Consider the following 26,423-nt stretch of genomic DNA (forward strand, 5'->3'; position numbering starts at 1 on the left):
TTGTTTGAGAAAAAGATTGGTATGTGCTGCGGCTGGCGGCACGTTTTTTTAACTAATTAATGCTCATTTTGAGCATTAATAAAAGCTGTGCACGGCGTCTTGAGGCCGACGTCGCAACAGCGCCAAGGAGGATGACAAATGCAGATACGTTGGACGATGGCCTGGCTGGCGGTGGCTGCGGCACCGGCATGGGCACAAGGCGTGCTCAAGATTGGCGAAATTAATAGCTACAAAGCTATGCCTGCTTTTCTCGAACCCTATAAGAAAGGCATGGAGCTGGCAGTCGAGCAGATCAATGCCGATGGAGGTTTGCTGGGTAAAAAAGTCGTGCTGATTACGCGCGATGACAACGCCAGCCCCGGTGATGCCGTGCGAGCTGCCGAGGAGCTATATGCGCGTGAAAAAATTGACGTGCTGACCGGCTCTTTTCTCTCGCACGTGGGCATGGCGCTGACCGACTATGCGCAGCAAAAGCAGCGTTTCTTCCTGGCATCGGAAACACTGACTGACAAGGTGGTCTGGCAAAACGGTAATCGCTACACCTACCGCCTGCGTGGCTCCACCTACATGCAAACGGCCATGCTGGTGCAAGAAGCCAAGAAGCTGAACAAGAAGCGCTGGGCCATCGTGTATCCCAACTACGAGTACGGCCAGTCGGCGGTGGCCACCTTCAAAACGCTGATGAAACAAGCCCAGCCTGATATCGAGTTTGTGGCGGAGCAAGCCCCTGCGCTGGGCAAGATTGATGCGGGCTCTGTGGTGCAGGCACTGGCCGACGCCAAGCCCGATGCGATTTTCAATGTGCTGTTCTCGGTGGATCTGGGCAAGTTTGTACGTGAAGGCAATACGCGCGGCCTGTTCAAGGGCCGTACGGTGGTGGGCTTGCTCTCGGGTGAGCCCGAGTACCTGGATGCCCTGCGTAGCGAAGCACCTGAGGGCTGGATCGTCACTGGCTACCCCTGGTACAGCATCAAGACACCTGAGCACGATGCCTTCTTGAAGGCCTACCAAGGCAAGTTCAAGGACTACCCGCGTCTGGGCACCATCGTGGGCTACAACGCCATTCAGTCACTGGCTGCAGGCATCAAAAAAGCTGGCAGCACCGATACAGAGGCGCTGATCAAGGCATTCAAGGGGCTGGATGTGCAGACTCCATGGGGCGTAATTACGTACCGTGCGCAAGACAACCAGTCCACCATGGGGGCGTTTGTGGGCAAGACCACCTACAGCAAAGATATGAAGCGCGGCGTGATGACCGACTTCTACTATGCCGATGGCAAGGATTACCAGCCTACCGATGCGCAGGTCAAGCAACTGCGCCCTGCCAGCGCGCAATAATTGCCTTTTGCTGATAGCCACGCGGATGCGCAGCCTGCAAGCTGTTGCACCGGGTGGCTTTTTCGCACCCTTTGGGGATAAGTTTGTGAGTTTGAGGAGCGCCATCGCATGAGTGCATCTGGCCTGCTGGCCCAATTGCTCAATGGCCTTGCCAGCGCGTCGTCGCTGTTTCTGGTGTCTGTCGGGCTGTCGTTGATCTTCGGAGTGACGCGCACCATTAATTTTGCGCACGGTTCTTTTTTCATGCTGGGTGCCTACATGGCATTTACCAGCGTGGAAACACTCGCGCCCACCATCGGCTTTTGGCCCGCCTTGCTGCTGGCACCACTGGCATGTGCGGCACTGGGCGCGCTGACGGAGATAGGGCTGCTGCGCCGCATCTATAAAGCGCCAGAACTGTTTCAGTTGCTGGCCACGTTTGCACTGGTGCTGGTCATCAAAGATGCGGCCCTGTGGCTATGGGGGCCGGAGGAGTTGTTTGGCCCGCGTGCAGCGGGGCTGGAAGGCTCGATCGAGATATTGGGTCGCCAGTTTCCCACCTATGACTTGTTGCTGATTGCCGCTGGGCCACTGGTGCTGCTGGGCCTGCATGTGCTGCTCACCCAAACCCGGTTTGGCACTTTGGTGCGTGCTGCCACGCAAGACCGTGAAATGGTGGGCGCACTGGGCGTGAACCAGGCGTGGCTGTTCACTGCTGTCTTTGCACTGGGCACATTGCTGGCCGGGCTGGCAGGGGCGCTGCAATTGCCGCGTGAACCCGCCAGCCTGGAGATGGACATGACCACCATTGGTGCCGCCTTTGTGGTGGTGGTAGTGGGTGGCATGGGCAGCATTCCCGGGGCTTTTGTGGCGGCACTGTTGATTGCTGAAATCAAGGCCGTGTGCATCTGGCTGGGCGTGCAAGAGGTTGCAGGCGTGGAGGTGTCTTTTTCCAAGCTCACGCTGGTGGTGGAGTTTTTGGTGATGGCCTCGGTGCTGGTCTGGAGACCATGGGGGTTGATGGGCAAGCCACAGGCCCCTGCACGCCATGCGGGGGTGCCTGAGCAGCCCTTACGTCTTGCCGGTCGTAGCAGTACGGCGGCATGGGGTGTGCTGGTGCTGGGCTTGCTGGTGCTGCCACTGCTGGTGGGCGAAGGCAGCTACGCCACAGTGCTGATGACGGACATGCTGATTGCTGCACTGTTTGCTGCCAGTCTGCACTGCATTCTGGGCCCCGGCGGCATGCATTCGTTTGGACATGCGGCCTACTTTGGACTGGGTGCCTACGGCGCTGCGCTGGCCGTGCGCCTGCTGCATGTACCGATGGAGGTGGCGCTGGTGCTGGGCCCGCTGATGGCCGCTGCTGGGGCTTTGCTGTACGGCTGGTTTTGCGTACGCCTGTCTGGGGTGTACCTGACCATGCTCACCCTGGCGTTTGCGCAAATCACATGGGCGATTGTGTTTCAGTGGGATGGTGTTACGGGTGGCAGCAATGGACTGACGGGGGTGTGGCCGTCTGACTGGGCATCACAGACCGAGCACTTTTACTGGCTGGCCTGGGCGCTGTGCGTGCTGGCTGTGTATGGCTTGCGCCGGATGCTGTTTTCCCCCTTGGGCTATGCGTTGCGCGCTGCGCGAGATTCCGCCATGCGTGCCGACGCCATTGGGCTGGATGTGCGCCGTATTCAATGGACCGCGTTTGTGATTGCCGGTGCGTTTGCGGGTCTGGCCGGGGCGTTGTTTGCTTTTTCCAAAGGCAGCGTAGCGCCAGACAGCCTGGGCGTAAGCAAGAGTGTGGATGCGCTGGTCATGGTGCTGCTGGGCGGCATTCAGACCCTGGCTGGCCCCGTGGTGGGTTCTGCGGCCTTCACCTGGCTGCATGACACTGTGGCGCGCAACACGGATTACTGGCGGGCATTGATGGGGGCCATCATGCTGGTTTTGGTGTTGCTGTTTCCGCAAGGTATTTCCGGATTCGCGCAGCAGTTGCAAGCCCTGTGGGTTTCCCAAAAGAAAGAACGGATCCACCCATGACACTGCTGCAAGTGCAATCACTTTGCAAAACATTTGGTGGCGTTCAGGCGGTGCATGAGGTGTCGTTCACGCTGCAGGCAGGGGAACTGCTGGCCTTGATTGGTCCCAATGGGGCGGGCAAAAGTACCACTTTCAACATGGTGGGCGGGCAACTGCAGCCAGATCATGGGCGCGTGCTGCTGAACGCAGAAAACCTGGTGGGGCTGACTCCGCGGGCCATCTGGCGCAAAGGGGTAGGGCGTACTTTTCAGATCGCACAAACCTTTGCTTCGCTGACCGTGGTGGAGAACGTGCAAATGGCGCTGCTGTCACGCGATCAGCGAATTTTTTCATGGTGGCAACGAGCGAATGCGCACCGTCGGCCGGATGCGCTGGCGCTGTTGGCGCAGGTGGACATGGCGGCACAGGCGGATCGGCCTTGCAGCGAATTGGCTTATGGGGATGTCAAGCGTGTGGAGCTGGCGATTGCACTGGCACACGACCCCCAACTGCTGCTGATGGACGAGCCTACGGCTGGCATGGCTCCGGGTGAGCGCGTGGCGCTGATGCAGCTGACGCGTCAGCTTGCCAAAGCACGCCAGATGGGTGTGCTGTTTACTGAGCACAGCATGGATGTGGTGTTCGGGCAGGCTGACCGTGTGGCCGTGTTGGTGCGCGGGCAATTGCTGGCTGAGGGCACACCGCAAGCCATCCGTGATGACGCCCGCGTGCAGCAAGCGTATCTGGGCAGCGGCCTGGTGCTGGAGAAGCAGTTATGAGTGAAGTGCAAACAACCCCTTCCAGTCCTTTGCTGCAAGTTGAAGGCCTGAACGCCTGGTACGGTGCCGCACACATCTTGCACGGCGTGTCGCTGCAGGTTGGGCGCGGTGAAGTGGTGGCGCTGATGGGGCGCAACGGTGCAGGAAAATCCACCACGCTCAAGAGCATTGTCGGACTGCTGGAGCGGCGCAAAGGAAAAGTTCTTTTCATGGGCAATGCAATACAGGGCAAGGCATCGCACCAGATTGCCCGCGCGGGCCTGGGGTATGTGCCTGAAGATCGACGCATCTTCACCGAGCTGACCGTGATGGAGAACCTCGAAGTAGGCCGCCAAAAAGCAAGGCTGTGGCCCGACGGCAGTCCCGTGCCGCACTGGTTGCCTGAAAAGCTTTTTGCACTTTTTCCCAATCTGGGCGCAATGCCGCAACGCCCGGGCGGGCAAATGAGCGGAGGCGAGCAGCAAATGCTCAGCGTGGCGCGCACGCTGATGGGGCAGCCGTATGTGGTGCTGCTGGATGAGCCCTCAGAAGGTGTTGCGCCATTGATCGTGGAGCAAATGGCCCGCACCATTTTGGCGCTGAAGGCGCAGGGCATTGGCATCTTGCTCAGTGAGCAAAACCTGCCTTTTGCACAGGTAGTGGCCGACCGTGTTTATGTGCTGGAAAAAGGCCAGATTGTGCACAGTGGGCCCATGGCCGAACTGGCGGGCCATGCGCAGGTGCGCCAGCAGTATTTAGGGCTTTGAGGTAACTGGCTGTGCAGGCAGGGCTTGCAGTCGTGGTGATGCTGCCAGCGCACTGGGCAGCAGGTAGGTGCCACTGAGCAGCGGGAGTGCAAGCTGCGTGCGCTGCACTGGCAGCGTGATGCCTGCGTGGGCCCAAGCATCCCACGCCAAGGTGGTGCAGTAGGTGCCCTGGCTAGGGTCCAGCATGTGAAAGCGCCGGCCTTTTTGTGCCAGTGCCCAATCTACCGCACGCTGGCGTTGCTGTGCGCTGGCGGCACGCACATGAAAGACTTGAAAGGCACTGGCTCGCTGTGGGTGCAGGTAAAAGGACAGCTCATCGAGCACCACCGCATCTGGGCTGGATGGGCGCTCTGCAGGTGTGGCGTGCAGTACCTGCCACCGCGCAGCATTGCCAATCAAGACGCCGACATGGCTGTACAGCCCTTGATCGATGGCCATGACCGCATGGCTGACACCTTCAGTGCCCGTGCGAAAAATCAGATCACCCGCCTGTGCCTGTGGCGGCAGGGTGGGCAACTGCGCTACGCTGGCCGTGCAGAAAAAAACCGCCACTAAAGTGACGGTGCTGTGCGCAGTCCGCAGCATCAAAGGCGGATTTTCCAGTGGCCATCTTCCTTGAGCAGCGTAAAGCTTTCGTTCTTGGTTTTGTCATTCTTGAACGTCACTTGCACTTTGACTTTGGCGCTGTTGCCGTCTGCAGCCATGTCCTCTTGCAGCATGTCAATCTTTGCAAGACCGTTGTTGGCATCCACCACGGATTTGCCCTGCGCAACCATCATCTCAACCTTGGCTTTGACCAGGCGCATTTCATCGGCAGAGACCTGCTGGAGCGCCAGGTACTGGGTGGCTTTGTCAGCGTTGCCTGCGGCCACAGCCATGTAGAAGTCGCGGATGACGTCAATGGGCGCGCTGCCACCCAGGCAGGCGGTCAGGCCCAGAGACATGCCCATTGCAAGCCAGGTGCGTCGAGAAATATTCATAGCCAGTAGAGGTGTGGGTCAAAGAGCGCTGGCTGTAAGCCAGCGTGAACCTCTGAAGGATAACAAGCTGCCACAAGCGTGAAGTGTTCGTGATTAATGAAATGCCGTAGTCATCAAACTGGGGCGCTGCTGAATCTGCGCAAGCCATTGCTGTGTCCGCGCAGAGGTTCCTGCAGGCAGCATGTCGGGCAGCCGGAACATGACATATTCCAGTGCAACAGCCGTGGTGATCTGGTCCAGCGAAAGCGCTGTGCCGGGCAGTGCAGGCAGTGAAGTTTCGATGTGATGCAGCGCACGCACCAGGGCTGCCAGGCGGCGTTGCCCCATGACGCTGGAGTCAGCAGCCTGCGCGCCTTCGTACTTGCGCGCAATCACCAGATTAAATGCGCTTTCCATCAGGCCATAAGCGACGCTGGTGCGTGCGAGCACACTGGCCGCGTGCTCTGCAGGCACCAAAGGTGTGCCAGAGCCACACTGGTCTAAATACTGCGCAATCAACAGCGATTCCGCAATCGCATGGCCATCGTTGGTCACCAGGACTGGAATGCGCAGCTGGGGGTGCGTGGCGAGCAGGGCGGGGTCGTTGCCCCATGGGTCGCTCCAGACCAGATCGACACGATCGGCCAACCCTCTTTCTAGAACAATCACACGTGCCACGCGTGCAAAAGGTGAGGTGGTATTTAAAAAAAGTTGCATGCTGGGTCTTGTAAAGAGGAACGCTTCCAGCGCCCATTAGCGGGACGTTAGAGGCTGTTTTTGCTTGGAGAAAAGAATCAGAACGGCACCCAGCATCAAGGCGCTGCAGCCCATGAAAAACAGACTGCGGTAGCTGCCCGTGTGGGCGTAGATATAGGCCATGAGATAGCCTGCGGTGGCTTGCAGTAGCGCAAAGGCGGCAGTGGCGTAGCCCCACATGCGCTTGTGACGTGCCGGACCAATCAGCTGCATCAGGTAGCCCGATGTAATGGCCGCCATGCCGGGCGACAGCGCGCCAACGATAAAGCCAGAGACCGCATGCCCGGCAAAGCCCACCCAGATCAGGGGCATGCCAATGGCCATCGCTTTCAAGGCATAGGCCCCTGCTGTGGTGCGCCACCAGCCCCAGCGCGTAGCGCACAGCGATGCGCACAGTGGCCCGGCCACGGCTCCCAAACCAAAAAACGCCCACTGTGTAGAGGCATAGGTGGAGCCCAAATTCAATTCGCGTGCCAGATAGTCCACCCAAAACACCGTGTGCGGCACAAAGCCAAAGGCATCGGTGGTGTAGGCTGCAAACACCAAGATGACGGGCAGGCTCCACACAGCGGTGGCTGGCAAAGCAGGGGCCGCACCCGGCGTAACCACCATGGGAATGGGGGCGGGCAGCTGGCGTGCATTGCGCCAGCCCCACCACAGCGCGGCCACGCACACCAGCGTCAGGCCCCACCACACGGCGCCAAGGCTTTGCTGGGCCAATGCTGGCACCAGCGTGGCCGACAGCAAGGCGCCCACCCCAATGCCGCAAAACATCAGTGGACCCAGTGCGGCACGGCGCTCTACGGGGGTGGCAGACATGGCGACCGAGGGGCCCAACACCATCAAGGTGGCACCTGCAATGCCTGACAGCAGGCGCCAGACAAAGAACACGGTCATGGGTTGATCAAAACTGCAAGCCGCAAAGCTCAGTGCCACCGCAAACCAGCACCCAACCAGAACGCGCACGGCCCCCCAACGCTCGGCCATCGGCGCAGCAGCCAGCGCGCCAATCAAATAACCCAAGAGGTTGGCTGCCCCCAGATAGGCCACCTGCTCGCCGGTGAACCAGCCTGCCAGCACCATCTCTGGCATCAAGGCTGTGTAGGCAAAGCGTGCCAGTCCCACACCACTGAGTGTGGCCAGAAAGCCGGTCAAGAAAAGCGGAAATTCAGAGCGTCGAATCACATGGAACCTTGAAGTGATGGGGCAGATTAGGCGTTTGTCATGATCATGTCCAATGATTCAAAATGAATGCCATCATCTTTTTTTGTGATTGATGCCCCATGCAACTTAAATCTCTGCGTATTTTTGATGCCGTTTGCAGCACTGGCAGCTTTGGTGCCGCCGCACAGCGGTTGCACACCGTGCAGTCGAACGTGACAGCACACATCAAGAAGCTGGAAGAAGAGCTGAAGGTGCAGCTGATGGAGCGCAGCAATGGCCCGGTGCGCCTGACCCCCGCTGGCCATACCTTGCTGCCTCAGGCGCAGCGCCTTTTGCAGACCCACGATGACACTTGTGCGCTGTTTGCGGGTGAGGTACCGCCTGCCGGCAGCTTGCGCATAGGTGCGATGGAAAGCACGGCGGCCTTGCGCCTGCCCAGCGTGCTGGCCAAGGTGTACCAGGCCCACCCCCACATTGACCTGCAGTTGCGCACTGGGCCCACGGCGGCATTGCTGGACGATCTGGTGCGCGGAGCGCTCGACTGCGCCTTTGTGGCGGGCCAGCCACCCAACCCGCGCTGGTGGGCGCAACCCGTGTTTCAGGAGGAGCTGGTGCTGGTGGGGCCAGCGCCCATGCAGACATTGCCCGCGCCAGAAGTGCTGCTGCACACGCCATTTCTGGCATTCAGGCAGGGTTGCAGCTACCGTCAGCGCATTGAATTGTTGCTGGCCAGCCAAGGCATCACGTCCACACGCATCATGGAGCTGGGCACGCTGGATGCCATCTTGGGCTGTGTGGCTGCAGGCATGGGCTTTGCGTTGATGCCGCTGGCACTGATGCAGACCCAGCAGAGCCGATTTGGCACTCATTGTGTGCGCTTGCCTGAGCCTTTGCGCAGCCAGATCGGCGTGGTCGATACGTGGCTGGTGGCCCCTGAGCAACAGGGCTGGTCACCACAGTTGCGGGCATTGGTTGGCAAGCTCTCCCCACTGGGGGGCGTGCCCAGGCATAGCGCCAGTCAGGCGGACGGCAGCTTGCTTGCCAGCGCAAGATGAGGGTTGCGCAGCAGCCTACTTTGCGGTGTGCAGCAGTGCTCGGCGGTATTGCATGGCCTCAGCCACATGCGTGCTGGCAATGGTGTCGCTGTGGGCCAAGTCTGCAATGGTGCGCGCCACACGCAAGGCACGGTGGGTGGCGCGGGCAGACCAGCCCAGGCGCTCTGCTGCCTTGCGCACCAGTTGATGTGCACTGTCTTGCAGGTGCAAAAATCGATCCAAAGCGTCGCCTTGCAATTGCTGGTTGCTGCAGGACTGGCGTGCCATGGCGCGCTCACGTGCTTGCACAATGCGGCTGCGGATGGTGGTGCTGCTTTCTTCGTTGCTGGCGGACAGCAGCTCCTGCGCTGGTAATGCAGCGACTTCAATGTGCAAATCAATCCGGTCCAGCAGCGGTCCGCTGAGCTTGCCTTGGTAGCGCGCCACCTGGTCTGGAGTACAGCGGCAGGCGCGTTGGGTGGAACCCCAGAAGCCACAGGGGCAAGGGTTCATTGCGGCGATCAGCTGAAACTGTGCCGGAAATTCTGTACTGTGAGCTGCGCGGGCAATGGTGATGCGGCCTGTCTCCAGGGGCTCGCGCAGGGCTTCTAAAGCGTTGCGGGCAAATTCAGGAAATTCATCCAGAAACAAGGTGCCATGGTGGGCGTATGAAATTTCACCTGGTTTAGGCGGCGAGCCGCCGCCCACCAAAGCCACAGCGCTGGCGGTGTGATGGGGGCTGGCTGTGCGGCGCAGTCCCCATTGGTCGGCCTTGAAGCGTCCGCACAAACTGGCAATGGCAGCGCTCTCCAGTGCCTCGTGTGCAGACATGGGGGGGAGTAATCCGGCAAAGCGCTGTGCCAGCATGGATTTGCCAGAGCCGGGAGGCCCCACCATCAATACGCCGTGCTGGCCGGCCGCCGCAATCTCCAGCGCGCGTTTGGCGGATGCCTGGCCCTTGACATCGCTGATGTCGGCCAGCGTTGCATGCGCGGTGACGGGGGGCGCTGGCATGCGTTGCCAGCCTGCGCTGGTGGTGGGATCGAGTGTGGCCGGGCAAGGGAGTAGCTGTGCCACGACATCCAGCAGATGTTGTGCTCCATAGACCTCAGCCTGAGGGGCGCATGCAGCCTCAGCGGCACTTTCCATGGGCAGCACCAAGCGCACAGCCGCGTGCTGCATCTGCAGTGCCAAGCTGGTAGCAAGCGCCCCGCGCACAGGCCGAAGCGCACCCGATAAAGACAGCTCTCCTGCAAATTCCCAGCCTTGCAGTTTTTTGGCATCGATCTGCCCGCTGGCAGCAAGGATGCCCAGCGCTATGGGCAAATCAAAGCGGCCAGAGTCTTTCGGAAGGTCGGCGGGCGCCAGGTTGACGGTGATGCGCTTGTTGTTGGGAAACTCCAGCCCGCTGTTGGCAATGGCGCAGCGCACGCGTTCGCGGGCCTCTTTGACTTCAAGGTCCGCAAGCCCCACCAGACTCAGGCTGGGCAGACCATTGGCAAGGTGGACTTCCACGGTGACAGACGGTGCTTGCAGTCCCAGCAATGCCCGACTTTGCACACAGGCCAAGCTCATGAACGGTCTCCTCCCTATTCCGGTGCAAGTGCGCGTCAGAAACCTGGCTCTAACTTGCACTGATTTGGTGCATTGGCGGCAAGTGGCGCGCGCTCACTGTAGGACGCTTGTAACTCTCGCTTCAATGCCGCTGGTTGGCACGCTAACTGCTTAAAGGGGTTGTCACAACACTTTTTACAACTTCCCACTTCCCGGAGGAACGTCTCATGAAAATGGTGTCAGCCATCATCAAGCCCTTCAAGCTCGACGAGGTGCGCGAAGCCCTCTCGCAGCTTGGGGTCCAGGGCATCACCGTGACCGAGGTGAAGGGTTTTGGCCGCCAGAAAGGCCATACCGAGCTGTACCGCGGTGCGGAATACGTCGTGGATTTTTTGCCCAAGGTCAAGCTGGAAGCAGCGGTGGACGATGCCGTGCTTGAGCAAGTGATCGAAGCCATCGAAGGTGCAGCACGCACAGGAAAGATCGGCGACGGCAAGATTTTTGTTTACGACCTGGAGCAAGTCGTGCGTATCCGCACCGGTGAAACCGGCAAGGAAGCGCTGTAACGCAACCCCTAATGCAAGAGACTGACATGAAAAAATCGCTCCCTGCACTCACGCTCGGCGTAGGCCTCTTGGCCACAGCCGCAGGTGCCTTTGCTCAAGAAGCTGCGCCTGTTGCAGCTGTTGTTGTAGAAGCCGTTGTGCAAACCGCAGCACCTGTGGCTGCCGCCGCGCAAGAAGTGGCCAAGCTGGACTCCGGTGACACCGCGTGGATGCTGACATCCACCATGCTGGTGATCTTGATGACCATCCCGGGCCTGGCCTTGTTTTATGGCGGTCTGGTGCGCTCCAAGAACATGCTGTCCGTGCTGGCACAGGTGTTCACCATCTTCTCGCTGATCACTGTGCTGTGGGCTATTTATGGCTTCTCGCTGACGTTCGGTGGCGAAGGCAAGTTCTACGGAGACTTCAGCAAGCTGTTCCTGGCTGGCATCACGCCCGACACGCTGTCTGGCATGCTGCCCACCATTCCTGAGTATGTGTTTGTGGCCTTCCAGTCGACCTTTGCTGCGATTACGGTGGCGCTGATCGTGGGTGCCTTTGCAGAACGCATCAAGTTCTCTGCCGTGATGATTTTCTCGGTGCTGTGGTTCACCTTCAGCTACATCCCCATGGCCCACATGGTGTGGGGCGGTGGTTTGTTGGCAGCCGATGGCGCGCTCGATTTTGCGGGCGGAACGGTGGTGCATATCAACGCTGCCGTGGCTGGTCTGGTGGGTGCCTACATGGTGGGCAAGCGCATCGGCTTCGGTAAGGAAGCCCTGCCTCCTCACAGCCTGACACTGACCATGGTGGGTGCATCCCTGCTGTGGGTGGGCTGGTTCGGTTTCAACGCCGGCTCCGCTGGTGCTGCTAACGGTGGTGCAGGTCTGGCGTTCATCAACACCATCTTGGCAACTGGCGCTGCTGCCGTGGCCTGGATCGTGACGGAGTCACTGCACAAGGGCAAGGCTTCCATGCTGGGCGCCGCATCCGGTGCGGTGGCTGGCCTGGTCACCATCACTCCCGCCGCTGGTTTTGTGGGCCCCATGGGTTCCATCGTGATGGGTCTGATTGCTGGCCCTCTGTGCCTGTGGGGGGTGTCTGGTCTGAAGCGCATGCTCAAGGCTGACGACGTGTGTGATGTGTTCGGCGTACATGGCGTGGGCGGTATCTTGGGCGCTATCTTGACGGGTGTGTTTGCCTCGCAAAGTCTGGGTGGCACAGGTGGTCTGAGTCCTGACACTTTCGCCATGGGTGCGCAGGTCTGGGTGCAGTTCAAGAGCGTGATCGTGACCATGGTCTGGTGCGGTGTGGTCTCTTACGTCTGCTTCAAGATCGCAGATATCCTGGTGGGTCTGCGAGTGGCTGAAGATGCTGAGCGCGAAGGCCTGGACATCACCACCCACGGTGAGTCTGCCTACAACCGTTAAGCATAGACAGCAGGCAGCACGCACTGCCTGCGAGGTTTGCTTGAACCGCCCCTTCGGGGGCGGTTTTTTTGTTGCTGCAGCGCAGCGTGATTCACGCAGGGCATTCAAAAAATTCACGCCCGGACAGCTGGTAAAAAACCGTGGTGTCGCTACGATTTACAGCCATGGATGCAGCCCTTCACCAGATTCAAGCGCGCGTACGCGCCGCCATTGCTGAACAAACGCCCCTGCGCATTTGCGGGGGTGGCAGCAAAGACTTTCACGCCATGCAATTGCAAGGCGACATTGTGGACACCTGCAGCCTGACAGGCATCGTCAGTTATGAGCCCAGCGAACTGGTCGTGACCGTCAAGGCTGGCACACCTTTAGCAGAGCTGGAGGCCGTACTGGCTGCGCAAGGCCAGTGTCTGGCGTTTGAGCCTCCCCACTTTGCCGGCAGTACCAACAGGCAAGCTACGGTGGGGGGCATGGTGGCTGCCGGATGGAGTGGCCCGGCCCGCGCCAGTGCAGGGGCCGTGCGCGATTTTGTTCTGGGCATTGAAATCATCAATGGCAAGGCTGAGCTGCTGCGTTTTGGTGGCACGGTGATGAAGAATGTGGCGGGCTATGACGTCTCGCGCCTCATGGCCGGTAGCTGGGGAACTCTGGGCCTGATCACGGAAGTCAGCCTCAAAGTTTTGCCCGTTGCGCCTGCAGAAACCACGCTGCGCTTTGATGGCGTGTCGCAAGCCGAGGCTCTGCAGCGCCTGAACCTGTGGGGCGGCCAGCCTTTGCCGCTGAACGCCAGTTGCTGGGTAGAAGACGCTGGTGTGGACACGCTGTATGTGCGCCTGCGTGGTGCGGTGGCAGCGGTGGATGCGGCATGCCGCAGCATGGGTGGCGTACGGCTGGACAGCGCGCAGACGGCGGGCGACTGGCTGGCCTGCCGTGAACAGCAATTGCCATGGTTCACCACGCGTACAGCCACCGAGTGCCTGTGGCGCTTGTCGGTGCCGCAAACCGCCCCGGTGCTGGCGCTGCCTGCGGGCGTGGCTGCACCGCTGGTGGAGTGGCACGGTGGCTTGCGCTGGGTGAAAGCACCACGCGCAGCCGGTGCCAGCTTGCACCAGATTGCACAGGCTGCAGGGGGTAGCGCTTTGCTATTCAGAGCTGAAAGCCAAGAGCAGATCAGCGCTGAAGCCATATTCAACCCAAATAACCAGGGCGTGGTGCAGATACACCAGCAATTGAAGCAGGCGTTTGATCCCGCGGGCATTTTCAATCCCGGGCGTACCTCGGCGTTGTTCTAAGCGCTGCGCACCGGCAATGGTCAGAATCTAGAAAACCCACGAGACAACATCCATGCAAACCAATTTGGCACCCGAGTACCTCGGAACGCCCGAAGGGCAAGAAGCGGAATCCATTCTGCGCAAGTGCGTGCACTGCGGCTTTTGCACGGCCACCTGCCCCACTTACCAGATTCTGGGCGATGAGCTCGATGGACCCCGCGGCCGTATTTACCTGATCAAGCAGGTGCTGGAAGGGCAGGCGCCCACGCGTGCCACGCAAATGCACCTGGACCGCTGCCTGACTTGCCGCAACTGCGAGTCCACCTGCCCCAGCGGCGTGCAATACGGGCACCTGGTGGACATTGGCCGCAAAGTGGTGGACGAAAAGGTGCAGCGCCCCGTGGGCGAGCGCATGCAGCGCTGGCTGCTCAAGGAAGGCCTGACGTCACCCTTGTTTGCACCGGCGATGAAGCTGGGGCAATCCGTGCGCAGCTGGCTGCCTGAGAGCATTCAAGCCAAAGTGCCGCCCAAGAGTGAGCACGGCGCATGGCCCACCCGCAGCCATGCACGCAAAGTACTGCTGCAGCAAGGCTGTGTACAGCCGGCCATGTTGCCCAACATCAACTACGCCACCGCACGCGTGCTGGATGCGGTGGGCATTCAAACCGTGGTGGTGACACAAAGCCAGTGTTGTGGTGCCGTGAAGTACCACCTCAATGACCACGAGGGCGGCAAAGCCCAGATGCGCGCCAATATCGATGCGTGGTGGCCCGCTGTTGCCGCAGGCGAGGTGGAGGCGATTGTGAGTAACGCCTCAGGCTGCGGTGCCATGGTCAAAGACTGGGGCCATGTGCTGCAGCATGAGCCGGCCTATGCTGACAAAGCGGCCCGTATCAGCGCGTTGACACGGGATTTGAGTGAGCTGCTACCCGCCTTGCTGCCGGAGCTGGCGGCCAAGCTGCAAGGCAAGGTGCAGGTGGTGCAGCAGCCCATGGCTTACCACCCGCCGTGCACCTTGCAACATGCGCAAAAGCTCAAAGGCGTGGTGGAGGCCAACTTGGGCAAGCTGGGATTTCAGCTGACCACGGCGCGCACCGAGTCCCACCTGTGCTGTGGATCGGCAGGCACTTACTCGGTGTTGCAACCGGTATTGTCCAAGACGCTGCGTGATCGAAAATTGCGAGCACTCAACGAAGCTGTGACTGAACCTGTAGCCATTTTGTCGGCCAATATTGGTTGTATTGCCCACCTGCAAAGTGGAACGCCGCTGCCTGTACGCCACTGGGTGGAAGTGCTCGATGAGGCGTTGGCTGCGATTGCTTCACACAACTAAAGAGGCCATCGATTCGCATTGATGGCGCAATGCTGGCATCATCGCGTGTTTGATTTTTTGCACTGGCCTACCGCCCATGACCGAACCCGTGTCCTCCACCGTTGAAAACGCTGCGCCCGCCGCACCGGCGCAAGCGCCTGCCCGAGCCGACCGTCGTCCTCCCCATCACGGTGGCCGTGGTCGCCCTGCTGGCAATGCAGCTTCGCGCCCAGTGCGTGAAGTTCACCCTGTGCTGGCCCAGCTGGCGCAACTGCACCCCGTGCTGTTTGGTGCCACCGTGCAGCCACTCAAGCGCGGGACATACCAAGACCTGCTGGCTTTGCACGGTGAGGCGCTGGACAAGGCGGGGCTGAAGGTTGCCATGGCGATCCACACCCGCTCGACCCGCTATCTGAATGCGGTGGCTTCGGGCGCTGCGCGCCACGATCTGCAAGGCAATCCGGTGGAAGCCATGGCACCGGAGCATGTGTTCCACGCCTTGGTGGAAGTGTTCAAGCGCAAGAAGCCCCGTGATGGCGAAGACCTGCAGGTCAAGCTGCGTCGCCGCATGGGCATGGCTTTCATGGACTCAGGCCTGAGCCGCGATGCCTATCTGGAAGTGGTGCAGGTGCGTGATGAAGCCACGCAAACCCTGCTGGATGCCGCTTTGGACGAGGTGGCAGAGCAAGACGCCAAGGCCGAAGCTGTGCAGCGTGCCTTTGCTGGCAGCGGTGCTGCGTCAATTGAGGCGTTTGCCGATATGTACGGCATGAACCCGCACGCCGTGCAGCGTCAGCTGCACCGTGCCAAGCAGTTGCAAGGCCAGCAGGCTGAGTAAAAGCCTGAGTGGCACACGACCAGAAAAAGGGCCTTGAAGGCCCTTTTTTTATGGCTGTGGCGTGCGCAGGGCCTGCTCAATATCTGTCGTCAGGCTTTGCGGAGTGTCCTTGGGGGCGTAGCGATGCAGAACCCGGCCATCGCGCCCCAGCAGGAACTTGGTGAAGTTCCACTTGATCATCTCGGTGCCCAGAATGCCCGGTGCCTGTGCTTTGAGCCATGCAAAGAGCGGGTGGGCGCTGGCACCGTTGACGTCCACCTTGGACATCATGGGAAAGTCCACACCGTAATTGCGCTGGCAAAAGCTGGCAATTTCAGTGTCGCTGCCCTTGTCTTGCTGGCCAAACTGGTTGCAGGGAAAGCCCAGAATCACCAGCCCTTGATCGGCATAGCGCTGGTGCAATTGCTGCAAGCCCTCAAACTGCGGTGTAAAGCCGCAGGCGCTGGCGGTGTTGACCACCAAGACCACCTTGCCTTCATAGCTGGACAAAGCCCGGCTGTGGCCGTCAATGCTGGTTGCTGAAAAGTCGTAAAAACTGGTCATGGTGGACTCGGTGCAAGAAGAGGTGCAGCCATCTTGCCACCACAGCTGCTTTGCATGCCAGAGCGATGCCAATACAGCCAGAGAAGTTGTATCCACGTGGTATTTGAATTTCGACGCGACTTGCGTTAAATTTTTTATGCCTGTTGTGGTCCATCGCAATAAAGGAGGTCTCCATGGATCGTGGATTACGCTCTTTGTTTGAAAGCTCAACTTTTATTTTGGCACTGGGCGTCGTGGTGCTGCTCAGCGGTATGGGGTATGGCGCCTATACGGCACACAACAAACCCGAAGTGCGTGTGCAAGTGATGGAGCCCATTCCTGGGCCTGCTGATGCTGCGCCGGCCACGAAGCCTTAGCGCAGCTCGCTGTAACCAAAAAAACCCGCACAGCTTGCCTGGCGGGTTTTTTTGAAGGGGCGCAGGCTCAGCGTTTATTACTCTGCAGCACGGCCATCAAGGCCCCGGAGATGATGAGCAGGCCACCCAGCAGCATGCGAGGCGTGAGCTCGGTGGCGCCCAGCAGCCACGCGGAGCCGCTGGCAAACAGGACTTCAGAGAGCATGATCAGCGACGTGGTGCTGGTCGGTACACGCGCAGCGCCATATTGCAGCGCCCACGAGCCGATCGCTACCAAAACGGCCATGCCCAGCGCGCAGGAGACCCAGACGGCATCGGGCGATGGCACTGCAGGGAAGTAGCCAGTGACGTAGCCGAGGCTGGCTGTGACCAGACCCACGCACATGCAGCCAATGAACATGGCCAGCACCCGAGCCATGCTGGGCGCGTGAAAGCTGCGACGCAAGATGACATTGGTGCAGGCAAAGCACAGACCGCCAAACACGGCCAAGTACTCGGGCAGCCCAATGTCGGCTGTCAGGCTGTGCAGGCTGGCGCCTTCGGGCACGATCACTAACGCCATGCCGCTGAAGGCCAGTACCAGGCGCAGCAAGCCTGCGCGGGTTGGGCGCTCACCCAGAAAGCGCCAGGCCAGCAGCACGGTCCATGCGGGCATGAGATAGAACAGCAAGATCACACGCACCACATCGCCGGTGGAGGCCGCCATGTTGAAGGACACATTGGTCAAGCCCGAGGACAAGGCCAGCAGCCACAGTGTGCGGTGGGTCACAAATGCGTGCAGGCTGCTGCGCATCCACACCACGGTGATCACGGTGAGCAGGCTGTAGATCATGCTGGTGGCCCATGGGGCAACCAAGCCCGCAGCATGCATGGTCTGAAAAGGCCACCAGGCCAGGCCCCAGACCATGGCGTTGAACAGCAGTGAGAAATATGGCAAAGAGAAATGCATGTCAAAAATGGCTCCGGCGCAGGTGGTGCCTGCGCCGGATGCTATGGATATAATCTTTTGTTTTAGTGGTGGTCTTTGCGCGCAATGTCTAGCAGGCGGCGTACTTCGCTGCCATGCTTGCGGCAGTTGTGCAGGTACCAGCGTCCAATCAGCCACATGGTGGCCGCCACAATTGCGCCAAAGCCGGTGATGGCGCCGTAGGCGGAAACACCCCACATGGTACTCAGGCTGTACAGCGCGCCCAGGCCCAAGATACAGGCTTGCTCGTTGAAGTTCTGCACCGCAATCGAGCGGCCTGCGCCCATCAGGCTGTGGCCGCGGTGTTGCAGCAGTGCGTTCATGGGTACGACCAGATAGCCTCCCAGACCGCCCAGCACAATCAGGAACGGGACGGCAATCCACAGGTGGCCGATGAAGTTCATGCAAATGACCAGCAGGCCCATGGCGATGCCCATTGGTATCACACGTGTGGCGTGCTGCAGCTTCATGCGCATGGATGCCAGCACGGCACCCACCGCCGTGCCAATGGCGACCACGCCCACCAGCGCTGAGGCTTGCGTGGTGCTGTAGCCCAATGCCACCGCAGCCCAGGCCAGCACGATGTAGCGCAGATTGCCGGATACGCCCCAAAACAGCGTGGTGGTGGACAGGGATATCTGGCCCAGCTTGTCTTTCCACAGGCGTCGGTTGCAATCCCAAAAATCTGGCAGCAGCGCCAGCGCGTTGCGAAAGTTGCTTTGCTGGGCGTCTTGGCTCAAGGGAACCAGGGGTGCAGAAGTGCGCGGAATGCGCAGATTAAAGGCCGCTGCCAGAACGTAGACAAAAATCAGCACGCCAATAGCCGCTTCGGCAGCATTGTTGACGCCGGGAATGTGCAGGGCCAGCAGGTGCGAGGAAATCGCCGGCCCAACCAGTTGGCCACCCAGCAGCACGCCCAAGATGATGGAGGTAATGGTCAGCCCCTCAATCCAGCCATTTGCCTTGACCAGCTGTGAGGCAGGCAGCAGCTCGGTCAAGATGCCGTACTTGGCGGGCGAATAAGCAGCAGCGCCCAGACCGACCACGGCATAGGCCAGCAGCGGGTGGTGACCAAACAGCATCAGCAGGCAGCCCAGCACCTTGATGGCATTGCTGATGAACATCACCCGCCCTTTGGGCAAAGCATCGGCAAAGGCTCCCACAAAAGGGGCCAGCACGACGTAAAACAGCGCGAACATGGGAACCAGAGCGGCACTTTGCCACTCGGGAGCTCCGCCCGTGCGTAACAGCTCTACAGCGGTGACGAACAGGGCGTTATCGGCCAGCGAGCTGAAAAACTGCGCCGACATGATGGTGTAGAAACCGCGCTTCATGAAATGCTGTGCGCACACCTGCCCTCAGGGACAGGCGCACGGAAATGATTGTCCCGATGGCGAAAGGAGTGGCGGTTATATCACGCACACTTCGAACACTGGTGCCAGAATGGCCGCTGTTTGCTCTCGATTGTGATTTGTCATGCCGCGCCCCATTCTTGCCACCATCCATCCCCAAGCGATTCGCCACAACCTGCAACGGGTTCGCAGCGCAGCGCCAGACGCCAAGCTCATGTGCGTGACCAAGGCCAATGCCTACGGTCATGGCATTGAGCGCGCTTTTGAAGGCATGCGTGCGGCAGACGGCTTTGCGGTGCTGGAGCTGGAGGAGGCCCAGCGCCTGCGTCGCCTTGACTGGCGCGGCCCCATCTTGCTGCTGGAGGGCGTGTTTGAGCTGCGTGATCTGGAGCTGTGCTCTCGCCTGGGTGTCTGGCATACCGTGCACTGCGACGAGCAGATTGACTGGCTGGCCGCGCACAAGACGCAAATTGCGCACCGCGTGTTCTTGAAGATGAACAGTGGCATGAATCGCCTGGGCTTTACGCCCGAGCGCTTTCGCAGTGCCTATGCGCGCCTGAGCGCCTTGCCGCAGGTGGAAGAGATTTCTTTTGTCACGCACTTCAGCGATGCGGATGGCCCGCGCGGCATTGCGCACCAGCTGGAAGTATTCATGCAGGTGACCGAAGACCTGCCGGGCGAACGCAGCGCCTGCAACAGCGCAGGCGCCCTCATTTTTGGAGGCGAAGAGCGGGCCCTCAATGACTGGGTGCGCCCTGGCATCGTGCTGTATGGCAGCGCGCCAGACTATCCGCAGCGCACCGCGCAGGACTGGGGCCTGCAGCCAGCCATGACGCTGTCTACCAAGGTGATTGGCGTGCAGAACCTCAAAGCGGGCGATACCGTGGGGTATGGCTCTGCCTTTACGGCCGACGGGCCCATGAAGCTGGGCGTGATCGCCTGTGGCTATGCCGACGGCTACCCCCGCCATTGCGGCACGGGCACGCCCGTGCTGGTCAACGGGGTGCGCACCCGGCTGCTGGGCCGCGTGAGCATGGACATGATCTGCGTGGATCTGACCCCCGTGCCTGAGGCTGGCGTGGGCAGCGAAGTGGTGCTGTGGGGACGCAGCCCCAGCACGGGCACTGTGCTGAGCATTGACGAGGTGGCCGCCGCCGCCGGCACGGTGGGCTATGAACTGATGTGCGCCGTTGCTCCCCGCGTGCCCGTGGTCAGCGATGAAGAAGGGCAGCGCAAATAAGCATTATTTAAAAAGAGAGCTGCAAGCGCTTGTCGCATATGGTTTTCAAATATATTTATATCTGAAAGTGAGCACTGAAGAGCGATGGCAGCTCCTTTTTTGTGCAGCCGCAACCACATTGACCGTTGAGGCAACCTGCACCGATATAGTCCTGCCATGGCCAAAGACAAAACCATTTACACCTGCAACGCATGCGGCGCCAGCACACCGCGCTGGCTGGGAAAGTGCCCCAGCTGTGGCGCATGGAACAGCCTGATCGAAAGCGTGCCGGAGGCCGCATCAGGGGGGAAAAACCGCCTCAGCTCCCCCCAGGGCTACGCCGGTCTGGCCAATGCACAGCCAGTGACGCCTTTGTCCGCTATCGAAGCGCAAGACGTGGCCCGCACCCCCAGTGGTATTGAAGAGCTGGACCGCGTGCTCGGCGGCGGCGTGGTGGAAGGTGGCGTGGTGCTGATCGGTGGCGACCCGGGTATCGGCAAATCCACGCTGTTGCTGCAGGCCATGGATGCGCTGCACCGCGCAGGCTTGCCCACGCTGTATGTAACGGGCGAAGAAAGTGGTGCACAGGTGGCGCTGCGCTCACGCCGGCTGGGTATTGATGGCAGTCAGGTGAATTTGCTGGCTGAGATTCAGCTCGAAAAGATTTTGGCCACGGTGGAGGCCACGCAGCCTGCCGTCGTGGTGATTGACTCCATCCAGACCACGTATTCCGACCAGCTCACCAGCGCCCCCGGCTCGGTTGCGCAGGTGCGCGAATGCGCTGCGCACCTGACGCGCATGGCCAAAAGCACGGGCGTAACCGTGATCCTGGTGGGCCACGTGACCAAAGAGGGTGCCTTGGCGGGCCCGCGCGTACTGGAGCACATGGTCGATACCGTGCTGTACTTTGAAGGCGATACGCACAGCCCGCATCGCCTGATTCGCGCGATCAAAAACCGTTTTGGTGCCGTCAACGAGATTGGCGTGTTTGCCATGACCGAAAAAGGCCTGAAGGGCGTAAGCAACCCCAGCGCCATCTTCTTGAGCCAGCACTCTGAGCCAGTGCCCGGCAGCTGCGTGATGGTGACGCTGGAGGGCACGCGCCCGCTTCTGGTTGAGATTCAGGCGCTGGTAGACAGCGCCGGTCCGGCTGCGCGCCGCTTGTCTGTGGGGCTGGACAAAGACCGGCTGGCCATGCTGCTGGCAGTACTGAACCGCCATGCGGGCGTGGCCTGTGCGGACCAGGACGTGTTTGTGAATGCCGTGGGCGGCGTGCGTATCAACGAACCGGCAGCCGATTTGGCCGTCATGCTGTCCATTACCTCCAGCCTGCGCGGCAAACCTTTGCCCAAGGGATTCTTTGCTTTCGGCGAGGTGGGCCTGGCGGGCGAAGTGCGTCCCGCCCCCCGTGGGCAGGACCGTCTCAAAGAAGCTGCCAAGCTTGGGTTTACGGTGGCTGTCGTTCCCAAGGCCAATGTGCCCAAAAAAGCCATTCCCGGCTTGACCATCCACCCTGTTGAGCGCGTGGATGAAGCCATGAATGTGGTGCGTGCCATCAACTAAATGCTTGTGGGTAAACAGATTTATTCGTGGAATCGGTTGCTGAAAACCCATATACGCACTGCCCGCAAGCGACCGCTGGCTTGTCCATATGACAATACGCCCATGAATTTGCGCAATGTTGTAGTGCCCTTGGGGCTGGCGGCCATGCTGTATGTCGCCTTTGATTCGATGGGATGGAAGGGCGTCGCCGCAATAGGCGGTGGCATCTTGATGTGGCTGCTGCTGCACTTCACCCGCTTGATGACCGTCATGCGGCGCGCCTCTCAGCGCCCCATCGGCTATGTAGGCAGCGCGGTGATGCTGAACGCCAAGCTCAAACCCAAAGTGAACCTGATGCACGTGGTGGCCATGACCCGTTCCCTGGGCATGCTCATGTCCGAGGAAGGGAAAGATCCGGAGATTTATCGCTGGACAGATGGGAGCGACTCGCATGTCACCTGCACGTTTGTGAATGGCCGTTTGGTGAAATGGGAGCTGGAGCGGCCCTCAAAATCTGAACCTACTAATGCGGACAGTCATACAACGGCGGCCTGAGGCCTTTAAAATCTCCCGCAACAGAGGTTAAGCCGTGTGCCGGCTGGCCTTTATTCAAAGTTCAAGCAGCCTGCACGTACGGGCTGCCTCCACCTGTGAGAGAGACACCCACCATGAGCACTACTGCCGTTGTCGAACTGGCTGCCAAAGACCTGAACCAGCAAGGCGGTGTTTACTGCCCCAGCCCGAAGGCTGATATGAAGCTGTGGAACAGCCACCCCAAGGTGTACATCGATGTGGCCCACGATGGCGAAGGCAAGTGCCCTTACTGCGGTACCACTTTCAAGCTCAAGGCCGGTGAGGTGTTTGCTGGAGGCCATTAAAACGCGGCGTTGGCAACCCAAGGGCTTCCCTGCGAAGCCCTTCTTTTTTGAGGTCAGCGTATGCGCATTCTTCACTTCGTGACTGGCGGTTTTTCGGGAGCAACGCAAGTTGCTGTCGATCTTTGTATGGCGGCCAATAACACGCCAGGCATGGAGGTCATGCTTGTGCTTCGGCGCAAGCGCAATACGGATGCCCAACGCGTTCAGGCGCTGCGTGACCAGGGTTTGACAGTGCAGGTGGTTTCTAACTGGCTGCACGCCATGACTGTTTGGGAGTTGCGCAAGCTGATCCGTGCGTGGAAGCCGGATGTGCTGTTTGCCCATGGTTTCAGCGATCACATATGGGGGCGCCAGGCAGCGGTTGCGGAAAGGGTGCCGCGCATCTTTCATGTGGAGCACAACGCTTATGAGCGCTACACGCCTCGCAGACTGAGGCAGGCGCTGGCACTGTCTCCTTGGACGACAGCGCACATCGGTGTCTCTGAAGGGGTCAGGACACGGCTCATTGAGCTGGGTTTTCCAGCAGATAAATGCATGGCCATTCCGAATGGCATTGATTTGCGAAAGTTTCCGGAAACACTGCTTCCAGCTGACTGGTCCTCGCGGGAGCCTGCCATCTTGATGGCATCGCGTTTTGCGCGACAAAAAGACCATGCCAGCCTTGTTCAGGCTTTGCAGGTTCTGCGTAACCAAGGCCTCACCCCCAAGCTGTATTTGGCGGGTGGGGGGAGCAAGCGTTTGCGCCACAAGGTGGAAAGCTTGGTGGCCAAGCTGGGTCTGCAAGAGCAGGTGATTTTTTTGGGCAATGTCTCAGATTTGCCGCAAAGGCTGGCAGCCGTGCAGATCTTTGTTCTTTCGACGCATTGGGAAGGCATGCCACTGGCGCTGGTCGAAGGCATGGCCGCTGCGTGCGCCTGCATTACTTCCAATGTTCTCGGGGCAAAGGAAGCCTTGGTGCACGATGTCGATGGGCTGGTTGTGCCTCATGAAAATGTCCAAGAATTGGCTGCAGCATTACAATTTTTGCTGCAAAACCCTTCAAGAGCGGAGCAACTGGGTGTTGCAGCCCGGGCCAAGGCGTTGCATGCCTATGGGCGCGAGCACATGTGGGCTCAATACCAAGCGCTTTTGGCTGCTACCACGTAAGTGGTCCACCATTTTCGTCACTCGACCTTAATGCTCCGGCAGCTTCGGCGCACGCGCCATTAAGGTACCAGTGAACAGTTGCACTTTCATCCACAGTTTTCGAATGCGCTGTGCAACGGATGTGCGCTCACGCTGTGCCCAGATGCTGCTGACCTCGCTCAGTTCATCCAAACTCAGCACAGAAGGATAGACGCCAAACACCTGCAAGTCGTTTTCAAACCAAAAACGGATATCGACATCCACTGGGCGGCCAAACGGGACACGGCTAGACAGTAATTTCTGGGCACCAGCACGGCTGATGACATAGCCCGCCGTGGAGCTGGGAACGCGTTGATATTGAATCAGCCTGTGCGTAGGGGTTAGCTGGCGATCTGCTTGTATTTTTTCTTTGGGTCTGCCTATCAGCTTGATCATGTCCCAGGCCTGCTCAAGTTGAGCAATCGCCTGGGTGGCTTCTGGAAAAGCTGTGAGCAATTGAACGTCATCTTCCAGTACCACCATCGCGGGAGCATCACTCTCTAGCAGTTGTTGCCATGCTTTGATGTGGCTGGCGTAGCAGCCTTTTTCGCCATTGACGAGCGGCTTGTAGTATTGCTGCTCGTTGAGTAGAGGGCTATACCAGCGTCCTTGTTCTTCTTCAGAGAGATTCGCCCACCAAACGGCATCGATACGGCGGCCCTGCAAACGTAAAGCCTTAAACTGCTGCTCCAGCAGCTCTCGTCGCTCGGTGTCTCTGTCAAGATTGATAAAAAAGATAGGTAATTCCATACGCGATTTTATGCATATTTTGGGCATTGGAATTTCCTGAGAAAGTATTTGATGTTGGATTCTTATAAGTTTAAATTGAATATAGAAAAAAGTAGTATCTTTTTTTTGGTTTTGACTTTCTTGTTTTTACCATTTTCATTGGCTGCACACAATGCAACTCTTGCGCTTGCTGTATTAACTTCACTTCTTAGTGGAGCAGTTTGGAGAAAAAGAGATTGTTTGTGGAAAGAGCCCTTGGTGTGGTCTTTGCTGGCCTTGTTTTTTTGGGTGTGTGTTGGTTCTTTTTATAGTCTTTCCACATGGGATGATGCACTTGGGACAAATTTCAATAAATATTCAAAGTTGTTTTTTGGTGTGTTTTTGATAGCAATTCTTTTGAATCAAAAAGCTAGAAAATATGCATTTTTTGCATTTGCTGCAGGCATGTTTTTTGTGTTGATTTCTACCTATTTGAATATATGGTTTGAAGTACCCTGGTCGGCAACAAAAAAACAAGGATGGGGAGTGGATCATACTGTTTTTGGTAATTACATTACACAAAATATAATGATGTCATTTTTCGCATTGCAGGGGCTGTTCTTTATTTTTAATAGTAAAGTGCAATGGAAAAAATGGTTGTGGATTATTATCACAGGGCTGGCAGTTGTTTCAACAATGTATTTATCTAGTGGTCGCACTGGTTATGTTGTACTGCTCGCTGGAATTCTTTTGTATATTGTTTTTGCACTTCCGAGGAAATGGTCCTGGTTGGGTGTGATTGCTATCGTGCTTGCCAGCCTTGTTGCGTTTAGTACTTCATCACGCGTGCAAGAACGCTATAACTCGGCTATTAGCGAAACGCAATTGATTTTCGAGCAGAATAGTCGAGGAGAACTACCTACTTTATCGAGTATCGGTGCTCGTTGGTATATGTGGATGAAGTCTCTAGAGCTGGTGCAAGAACGCCCTCTTTTAGGCTGGGGATTGGGGAGTCATGGAATTAAGTGGTGTGAGAAAGCACCAGAGCCAGTTTGGTGCAAAGTAGGGGATACAACGCCTCACAATCAATTTATTTTTTTTGCTGTCGAACTCGGGGTAGTTGGATTGATTTTATTTTTACTCCTTATCTCTGCGCTTTGTTGGGCAGGGTGGCAAGGTGGAAAATACAGACCGTTAATGATGGGGTTTATTGCTATTTTTTTGGTGGATAGTATGGTGAACGCATCTCTTTGGAACGCCAGAGAATATAATTTCTTTATATTGATGATGTGCCTGCTTTATGCAAAAATTCGATTTGAAGATAAAAATGAAATCAAATAATGAATTCTTTGAATTAAGTGACCTTGATAAAATAGGTCAGGGAACGATTAAAAACGTTTATCAGCATCCTTTCTTTGCAGAAAAAATAATTAAAGTTATCAAACCGGAATTAGTAGCTGAAGATGGCGGTTTCCTGAAGCACGGGAAAATAAAAAGAAATTTATACCAGGGTATTTATCGCCAGTTTCGCCGGGAAATTTTGCAATATCTACAGCTTTGCAAGAATCATTATCAAGAGAATAATTATATTTTCCCTGTAGAAATTCCTTACGGACTGGTGCCAACTTCTGCGGGTCTAGGCTTGGTGACCGAAAAGATCACGGCTGAGGACGGAATAGGCTGGACGCTAGAGGATCTGGCCAAAGGCCCGGGCCTGCAAGAAAAGCATCAGAGGGCATTGGCCCAATTCTTTGATGATTGTGTGCGTCTGCATATTGTTTTTGGAGAGGTGAACTACGCAGGCTTGATGTACACAGAAAGGCGTAGCGGACGTCCCGAGTTTGTGTTGGTCGATGGGGTTGGGGAGAAATTGCTGATACCGATTCGAGCCATGTCTGCCTCCATCAGTGGACGCTATGTACGTCAAGTGCAGCGCAAAATTCAGCAGCAATTGAATGCAATCGCCGCAGAAAAATAAA

The 26,423-nt window shown here is 58.3% G+C and carries 27 protein-coding genes; 18 read left to right on the plus strand and 9 right to left on the minus strand.

The window, feature by feature from the left end; all coding sequences use genetic code 11:
* Positions 1-138 precede the first annotated feature (138 nt).
* From IB213_RS14930 to IB213_RS14945, 4 genes are all read left to right on the plus strand, one after another.
* A complete protein-coding gene (locus IB213_RS14930) occupies positions 139-1,338 on the plus strand; it encodes an ABC transporter substrate-binding protein (RefSeq protein WP_191722055.1) in 1,200 nt (399 codons plus the stop codon).
* A gap of 108 nt (positions 1,339-1,446) precedes the next feature.
* A complete protein-coding gene (locus IB213_RS14935) occupies positions 1,447-3,351 on the plus strand; it encodes an ABC transporter permease (protein WP_192407511.1) in 1,905 nt (634 codons plus the stop codon).
* Positions 3,348-4,109, plus strand: a complete 762-nt coding sequence (locus IB213_RS14940) for an ABC transporter ATP-binding protein (RefSeq protein ID WP_192407513.1) — start codon at positions 3,348-3,350, stop codon at positions 4,107-4,109. Before IB213_RS14935 ends, IB213_RS14940 begins: the two co-directional genes overlap by 4 nt.
* A complete protein-coding gene (locus IB213_RS14945; RefSeq protein WP_192407515.1) occupies positions 4,106-4,855 on the plus strand; it encodes an ABC transporter ATP-binding protein in 750 nt (249 codons plus the stop codon). The genes IB213_RS14940 and IB213_RS14945 overlap by 4 nt, the downstream gene beginning before the upstream one ends.
* Here the strand turns inward: IB213_RS14945 and IB213_RS14950 are convergent.
* From IB213_RS14950 to IB213_RS14965, 4 genes are all read right to left on the minus strand, one after another.
* Positions 4,844-5,407, minus strand: coding sequence for a YiiX/YebB-like N1pC/P60 family cysteine hydrolase (locus IB213_RS14950; protein WP_370551221.1), 564 nt, complete (start codon positions 5,405-5,407; stop codon positions 4,844-4,846). The two genes, IB213_RS14945 and IB213_RS14950, sit on opposite strands and share 12 nt — an antisense overlap.
* Before the next feature lie 32 nt (positions 5,408-5,439).
* Positions 5,440-5,835 (minus strand): DUF4878 domain-containing protein, encoded by a 396-nt coding sequence (locus IB213_RS14955; RefSeq protein ID WP_191722060.1) that lies wholly within the window; start codon positions 5,833-5,835, stop codon positions 5,440-5,442.
* A gap of 93 nt (positions 5,836-5,928) precedes the next feature.
* Positions 5,929-6,531, minus strand: a complete 603-nt coding sequence (locus IB213_RS14960; RefSeq protein ID WP_192407517.1) for a glutathione S-transferase N-terminal domain-containing protein — start codon at positions 6,529-6,531, stop codon at positions 5,929-5,931.
* Positions 6,532-6,567: 36 nt separating this feature from the next.
* On the minus strand, positions 6,568-7,755 hold the full coding sequence (locus IB213_RS14965; protein ID WP_192407518.1) for a YbfB/YjiJ family MFS transporter: 1,188 nt from the start codon (positions 7,753-7,755) through the stop codon (positions 6,568-6,570).
* Between the two features lie 98 nt (positions 7,756-7,853).
* On the opposite strand from IB213_RS14965, the gene IB213_RS14970 reads away from it, so the two are divergent.
* Positions 7,854-8,789 (plus strand): LysR family transcriptional regulator, encoded by a 936-nt coding sequence (locus IB213_RS14970; protein WP_192407519.1) that lies wholly within the window; start codon positions 7,854-7,856, stop codon positions 8,787-8,789.
* A 15-nt stretch (positions 8,790-8,804) separates the two neighbouring features.
* On the opposite strand, the gene IB213_RS14975 is transcribed toward IB213_RS14970, so the two are convergent.
* Positions 8,805-10,343, minus strand: a complete 1,539-nt coding sequence (locus IB213_RS14975; RefSeq protein WP_192407520.1) for a YifB family Mg chelatase-like AAA ATPase — start codon at positions 10,341-10,343, stop codon at positions 8,805-8,807.
* 206 nt (positions 10,344-10,549) lie between these two features.
* Between IB213_RS14975 and IB213_RS14980 the strand changes: the two genes are divergently transcribed.
* The 5 genes from IB213_RS14980 (at position 10,550) to IB213_RS15000 (ending at position 15,715) form a co-directional block, all read left to right on the plus strand.
* Positions 10,550-10,888, plus strand: coding sequence for a P-II family nitrogen regulator (locus tag IB213_RS14980; protein WP_042411906.1), 339 nt, complete (start codon positions 10,550-10,552; stop codon positions 10,886-10,888).
* A 26-nt stretch (positions 10,889-10,914) separates the two neighbouring features.
* Entirely contained in the window at positions 10,915-12,297 is a 1,383-nt protein-coding gene (locus IB213_RS14985) for an ammonium transporter (protein WP_191722065.1), read from the plus strand.
* Between the two features lie 164 nt (positions 12,298-12,461).
* Positions 12,462-13,586 (plus strand): glycolate oxidase subunit GlcE, encoded by a 1,125-nt coding sequence (glcE, locus tag IB213_RS14990; protein ID WP_192407521.1) that lies wholly within the window; start codon positions 12,462-12,464, stop codon positions 13,584-13,586.
* 52 nt (positions 13,587-13,638) lie between these two features.
* A complete protein-coding gene (gene glcF / locus IB213_RS14995) occupies positions 13,639-14,898 on the plus strand; it encodes a glycolate oxidase subunit GlcF (RefSeq protein ID WP_192407522.1) in 1,260 nt (419 codons plus the stop codon).
* A 76-nt stretch (positions 14,899-14,974) separates the two neighbouring features.
* Positions 14,975-15,715, plus strand: coding sequence for a ProQ/FINO family protein (locus IB213_RS15000; protein ID WP_192407524.1), 741 nt, complete (start codon positions 14,975-14,977; stop codon positions 15,713-15,715).
* Positions 15,716-15,763: 48 nt separating this feature from the next.
* Here IB213_RS15000 and IB213_RS15005 read toward each other — a convergent pair whose 3' ends face one another.
* Complete coding sequence (locus IB213_RS15005; protein WP_192407526.1) at positions 15,764-16,258, minus strand: glutathione peroxidase; 495 nt, start codon at positions 16,256-16,258, stop codon at positions 15,764-15,766.
* Positions 16,259-16,431: 173 nt separating this feature from the next.
* Between IB213_RS15005 and IB213_RS15010 the strand changes: the two genes are divergently transcribed.
* On the plus strand, positions 16,432-16,614 hold the full coding sequence (locus tag IB213_RS15010) for a hypothetical protein (protein ID WP_192407529.1): 183 nt from the start codon (positions 16,432-16,434) through the stop codon (positions 16,612-16,614).
* 67 nt (positions 16,615-16,681) lie between these two features.
* Here the strand turns inward: IB213_RS15010 and IB213_RS15015 are convergent, their stop codons facing one another.
* Positions 16,682-17,563: a DMT family transporter gene (locus IB213_RS15015; protein WP_192407531.1), complete on the minus strand. Its 882-nt coding sequence runs from the start codon at positions 17,561-17,563 to the stop codon at positions 16,682-16,684.
* Positions 17,564-17,625: 62 nt separating this feature from the next.
* Positions 17,626-18,915 carry a lysophospholipid transporter LplT gene (lplT, locus tag IB213_RS15020; RefSeq protein WP_192407534.1) on the minus strand — a complete coding sequence of 430 codons (1,290 nt, stop codon included), beginning with the start codon at positions 18,913-18,915 and terminating at the stop codon, positions 17,626-17,628.
* A gap of 142 nt (positions 18,916-19,057) precedes the next feature.
* On the opposite strand from lplT, the gene alr reads away from it, so the two are divergent.
* The 5 genes from alr to IB213_RS15045 all read left to right on the plus strand — a co-directional run bounded on the left by alr (position 19,058) and on the right by IB213_RS15045 (position 23,718).
* Positions 19,058-20,173 carry an alanine racemase gene (gene alr / locus IB213_RS15025; RefSeq protein ID WP_192407536.1) on the plus strand — a complete coding sequence of 372 codons (1,116 nt, stop codon included), beginning with the start codon at positions 19,058-19,060 and terminating at the stop codon, positions 20,171-20,173.
* 156 nt (positions 20,174-20,329) lie between these two features.
* Positions 20,330-21,715: a DNA repair protein RadA gene (gene radA, locus IB213_RS15030; RefSeq protein ID WP_192407538.1), complete on the plus strand. Its 1,386-nt coding sequence runs from the start codon at positions 20,330-20,332 to the stop codon at positions 21,713-21,715.
* A 102-nt stretch (positions 21,716-21,817) separates the two neighbouring features.
* Positions 21,818-22,249 (plus strand): glycerate kinase, encoded by a 432-nt coding sequence (locus IB213_RS15035; RefSeq protein ID WP_192407540.1) that lies wholly within the window; start codon positions 21,818-21,820, stop codon positions 22,247-22,249.
* A 113-nt stretch (positions 22,250-22,362) separates the two neighbouring features.
* Entirely contained in the window at positions 22,363-22,572 is a 210-nt protein-coding gene (locus tag IB213_RS15040; RefSeq protein WP_192407542.1) for a zinc-finger domain-containing protein, read from the plus strand.
* A 60-nt stretch (positions 22,573-22,632) separates the two neighbouring features.
* The gene (locus IB213_RS15045; protein ID WP_192407544.1) at positions 22,633-23,718 is read left to right on the plus strand and encodes a glycosyltransferase; all 1,086 of its coding nucleotides are present in this window, start codon (positions 22,633-22,635) and stop codon (positions 23,716-23,718) included.
* A gap of 27 nt (positions 23,719-23,745) precedes the next feature.
* Here IB213_RS15045 and IB213_RS15050 read toward each other — a convergent pair whose 3' ends face one another.
* Positions 23,746-24,513 (minus strand): glycosyltransferase family 25 protein, encoded by a 768-nt coding sequence (locus tag IB213_RS15050; protein ID WP_225561138.1) that lies wholly within the window; start codon positions 24,511-24,513, stop codon positions 23,746-23,748.
* A 24-nt stretch (positions 24,514-24,537) separates the two neighbouring features.
* Between IB213_RS15050 and IB213_RS15055 the strand changes: the two genes are divergently transcribed.
* Together IB213_RS15055 and IB213_RS15060 are read left to right on the plus strand one after the other, a co-directional pair.
* On the plus strand, positions 24,538-25,785 hold the full coding sequence (locus IB213_RS15055) for an O-antigen ligase (RefSeq protein WP_192407546.1): 1,248 nt from the start codon (positions 24,538-24,540) through the stop codon (positions 25,783-25,785).
* Positions 25,745-26,422 (plus strand): YrbL family protein, encoded by a 678-nt coding sequence (locus IB213_RS15060; protein ID WP_225561139.1) that lies wholly within the window; start codon positions 25,745-25,747, stop codon positions 26,420-26,422. The genes IB213_RS15055 and IB213_RS15060 overlap by 41 nt, the downstream gene beginning before the upstream one ends.
* Position 26,423: the final 1 nt, after the last annotated feature.

Source organism: Comamonas sp. CMM02, assembly GCF_014851485.1.
Classification (GTDB): domain Bacteria; phylum Pseudomonadota; class Gammaproteobacteria; order Burkholderiales; family Burkholderiaceae_C; genus Comamonas; species Comamonas avium.

Excerpts from the sequence above, each read along its gene's own strand:
- IB213_RS15035 (WP_192407540.1), top strand. The coding sequence starts at position 21,818 with ATGAATTTGCGCAATGTTGTAGTGCCCTTGGGGCTGGCGGCCATGCTG.
- IB213_RS14980 (WP_042411906.1), top strand. The coding sequence starts at position 10,550 with ATGAAAATGGTGTCAGCCATCATCAAGCCCTTCAAGCTCGACGAGGTG.
- IB213_RS14985 (WP_191722065.1), top strand. The coding sequence starts at position 10,915 with ATGAAAAAATCGCTCCCTGCACTCACGCTCGGCGTAGGCCTCTTGGCC.
- IB213_RS15015 (WP_192407531.1), bottom strand. The coding sequence starts at position 17,563 with ATGCATTTCTCTTTGCCATATTTCTCACTGCTGTTCAACGCCATGGTC.
- glcF (WP_192407522.1), top strand. The coding sequence starts at position 13,639 with ATGCAAACCAATTTGGCACCCGAGTACCTCGGAACGCCCGAAGGGCAA.
- IB213_RS15040 (WP_192407542.1), top strand. The coding sequence starts at position 22,363 with ATGAGCACTACTGCCGTTGTCGAACTGGCTGCCAAAGACCTGAACCAG.
- lplT (WP_192407534.1), bottom strand. The coding sequence starts at position 18,915 with ATGAAGCGCGGTTTCTACACCATCATGTCGGCGCAGTTTTTCAGCTCG.
- IB213_RS14940 (WP_192407513.1), top strand. The coding sequence starts at position 3,348 with ATGACACTGCTGCAAGTGCAATCACTTTGCAAAACATTTGGTGGCGTT.
- IB213_RS15000 (WP_192407524.1), top strand. The coding sequence starts at position 14,975 with ATGACCGAACCCGTGTCCTCCACCGTTGAAAACGCTGCGCCCGCCGCA.
- IB213_RS14945 (WP_192407515.1), top strand. The coding sequence starts at position 4,106 with ATGAGTGAAGTGCAAACAACCCCTTCCAGTCCTTTGCTGCAAGTTGAA.
- IB213_RS14955 (WP_191722060.1), bottom strand. The coding sequence starts at position 5,835 with ATGAATATTTCTCGACGCACCTGGCTTGCAATGGGCATGTCTCTGGGC.
- IB213_RS14960 (WP_192407517.1), bottom strand. The coding sequence starts at position 6,531 with ATGCAACTTTTTTTAAATACCACCTCACCTTTTGCACGCGTGGCACGT.
- IB213_RS15005 (WP_192407526.1), bottom strand. The coding sequence starts at position 16,258 with ATGACCAGTTTTTACGACTTTTCAGCAACCAGCATTGACGGCCACAGC.
- IB213_RS14975 (WP_192407520.1), bottom strand. The coding sequence starts at position 10,343 with ATGAGCTTGGCCTGTGTGCAAAGTCGGGCATTGCTGGGACTGCAAGCA.
- IB213_RS15010 (WP_192407529.1), top strand. The coding sequence starts at position 16,432 with ATGGATCGTGGATTACGCTCTTTGTTTGAAAGCTCAACTTTTATTTTG.
- alr (WP_192407536.1), top strand. The coding sequence starts at position 19,058 with ATGCCGCGCCCCATTCTTGCCACCATCCATCCCCAAGCGATTCGCCAC.
- IB213_RS15060 (WP_225561139.1), top strand. The coding sequence starts at position 25,745 with ATGCAAAAATTCGATTTGAAGATAAAAATGAAATCAAATAATGAATTC.
- radA (WP_192407538.1), top strand. The coding sequence starts at position 20,330 with ATGGCCAAAGACAAAACCATTTACACCTGCAACGCATGCGGCGCCAGC.
- IB213_RS14930 (WP_191722055.1), top strand. The coding sequence starts at position 139 with ATGCAGATACGTTGGACGATGGCCTGGCTGGCGGTGGCTGCGGCACCG.
- glcE (WP_192407521.1), top strand. The coding sequence starts at position 12,462 with ATGGATGCAGCCCTTCACCAGATTCAAGCGCGCGTACGCGCCGCCATT.
- IB213_RS15055 (WP_192407546.1), top strand. The coding sequence starts at position 24,538 with ATGTTGGATTCTTATAAGTTTAAATTGAATATAGAAAAAAGTAGTATC.
- IB213_RS15045 (WP_192407544.1), top strand. The coding sequence starts at position 22,633 with ATGCGCATTCTTCACTTCGTGACTGGCGGTTTTTCGGGAGCAACGCAA.
- IB213_RS14935 (WP_192407511.1), top strand. The coding sequence starts at position 1,447 with ATGAGTGCATCTGGCCTGCTGGCCCAATTGCTCAATGGCCTTGCCAGC.
- IB213_RS15050 (WP_225561138.1), bottom strand. The coding sequence starts at position 24,513 with ATGCCCAAAATATGCATAAAATCGCGTATGGAATTACCTATCTTTTTT.
- IB213_RS14970 (WP_192407519.1), top strand. The coding sequence starts at position 7,854 with ATGCAACTTAAATCTCTGCGTATTTTTGATGCCGTTTGCAGCACTGGC.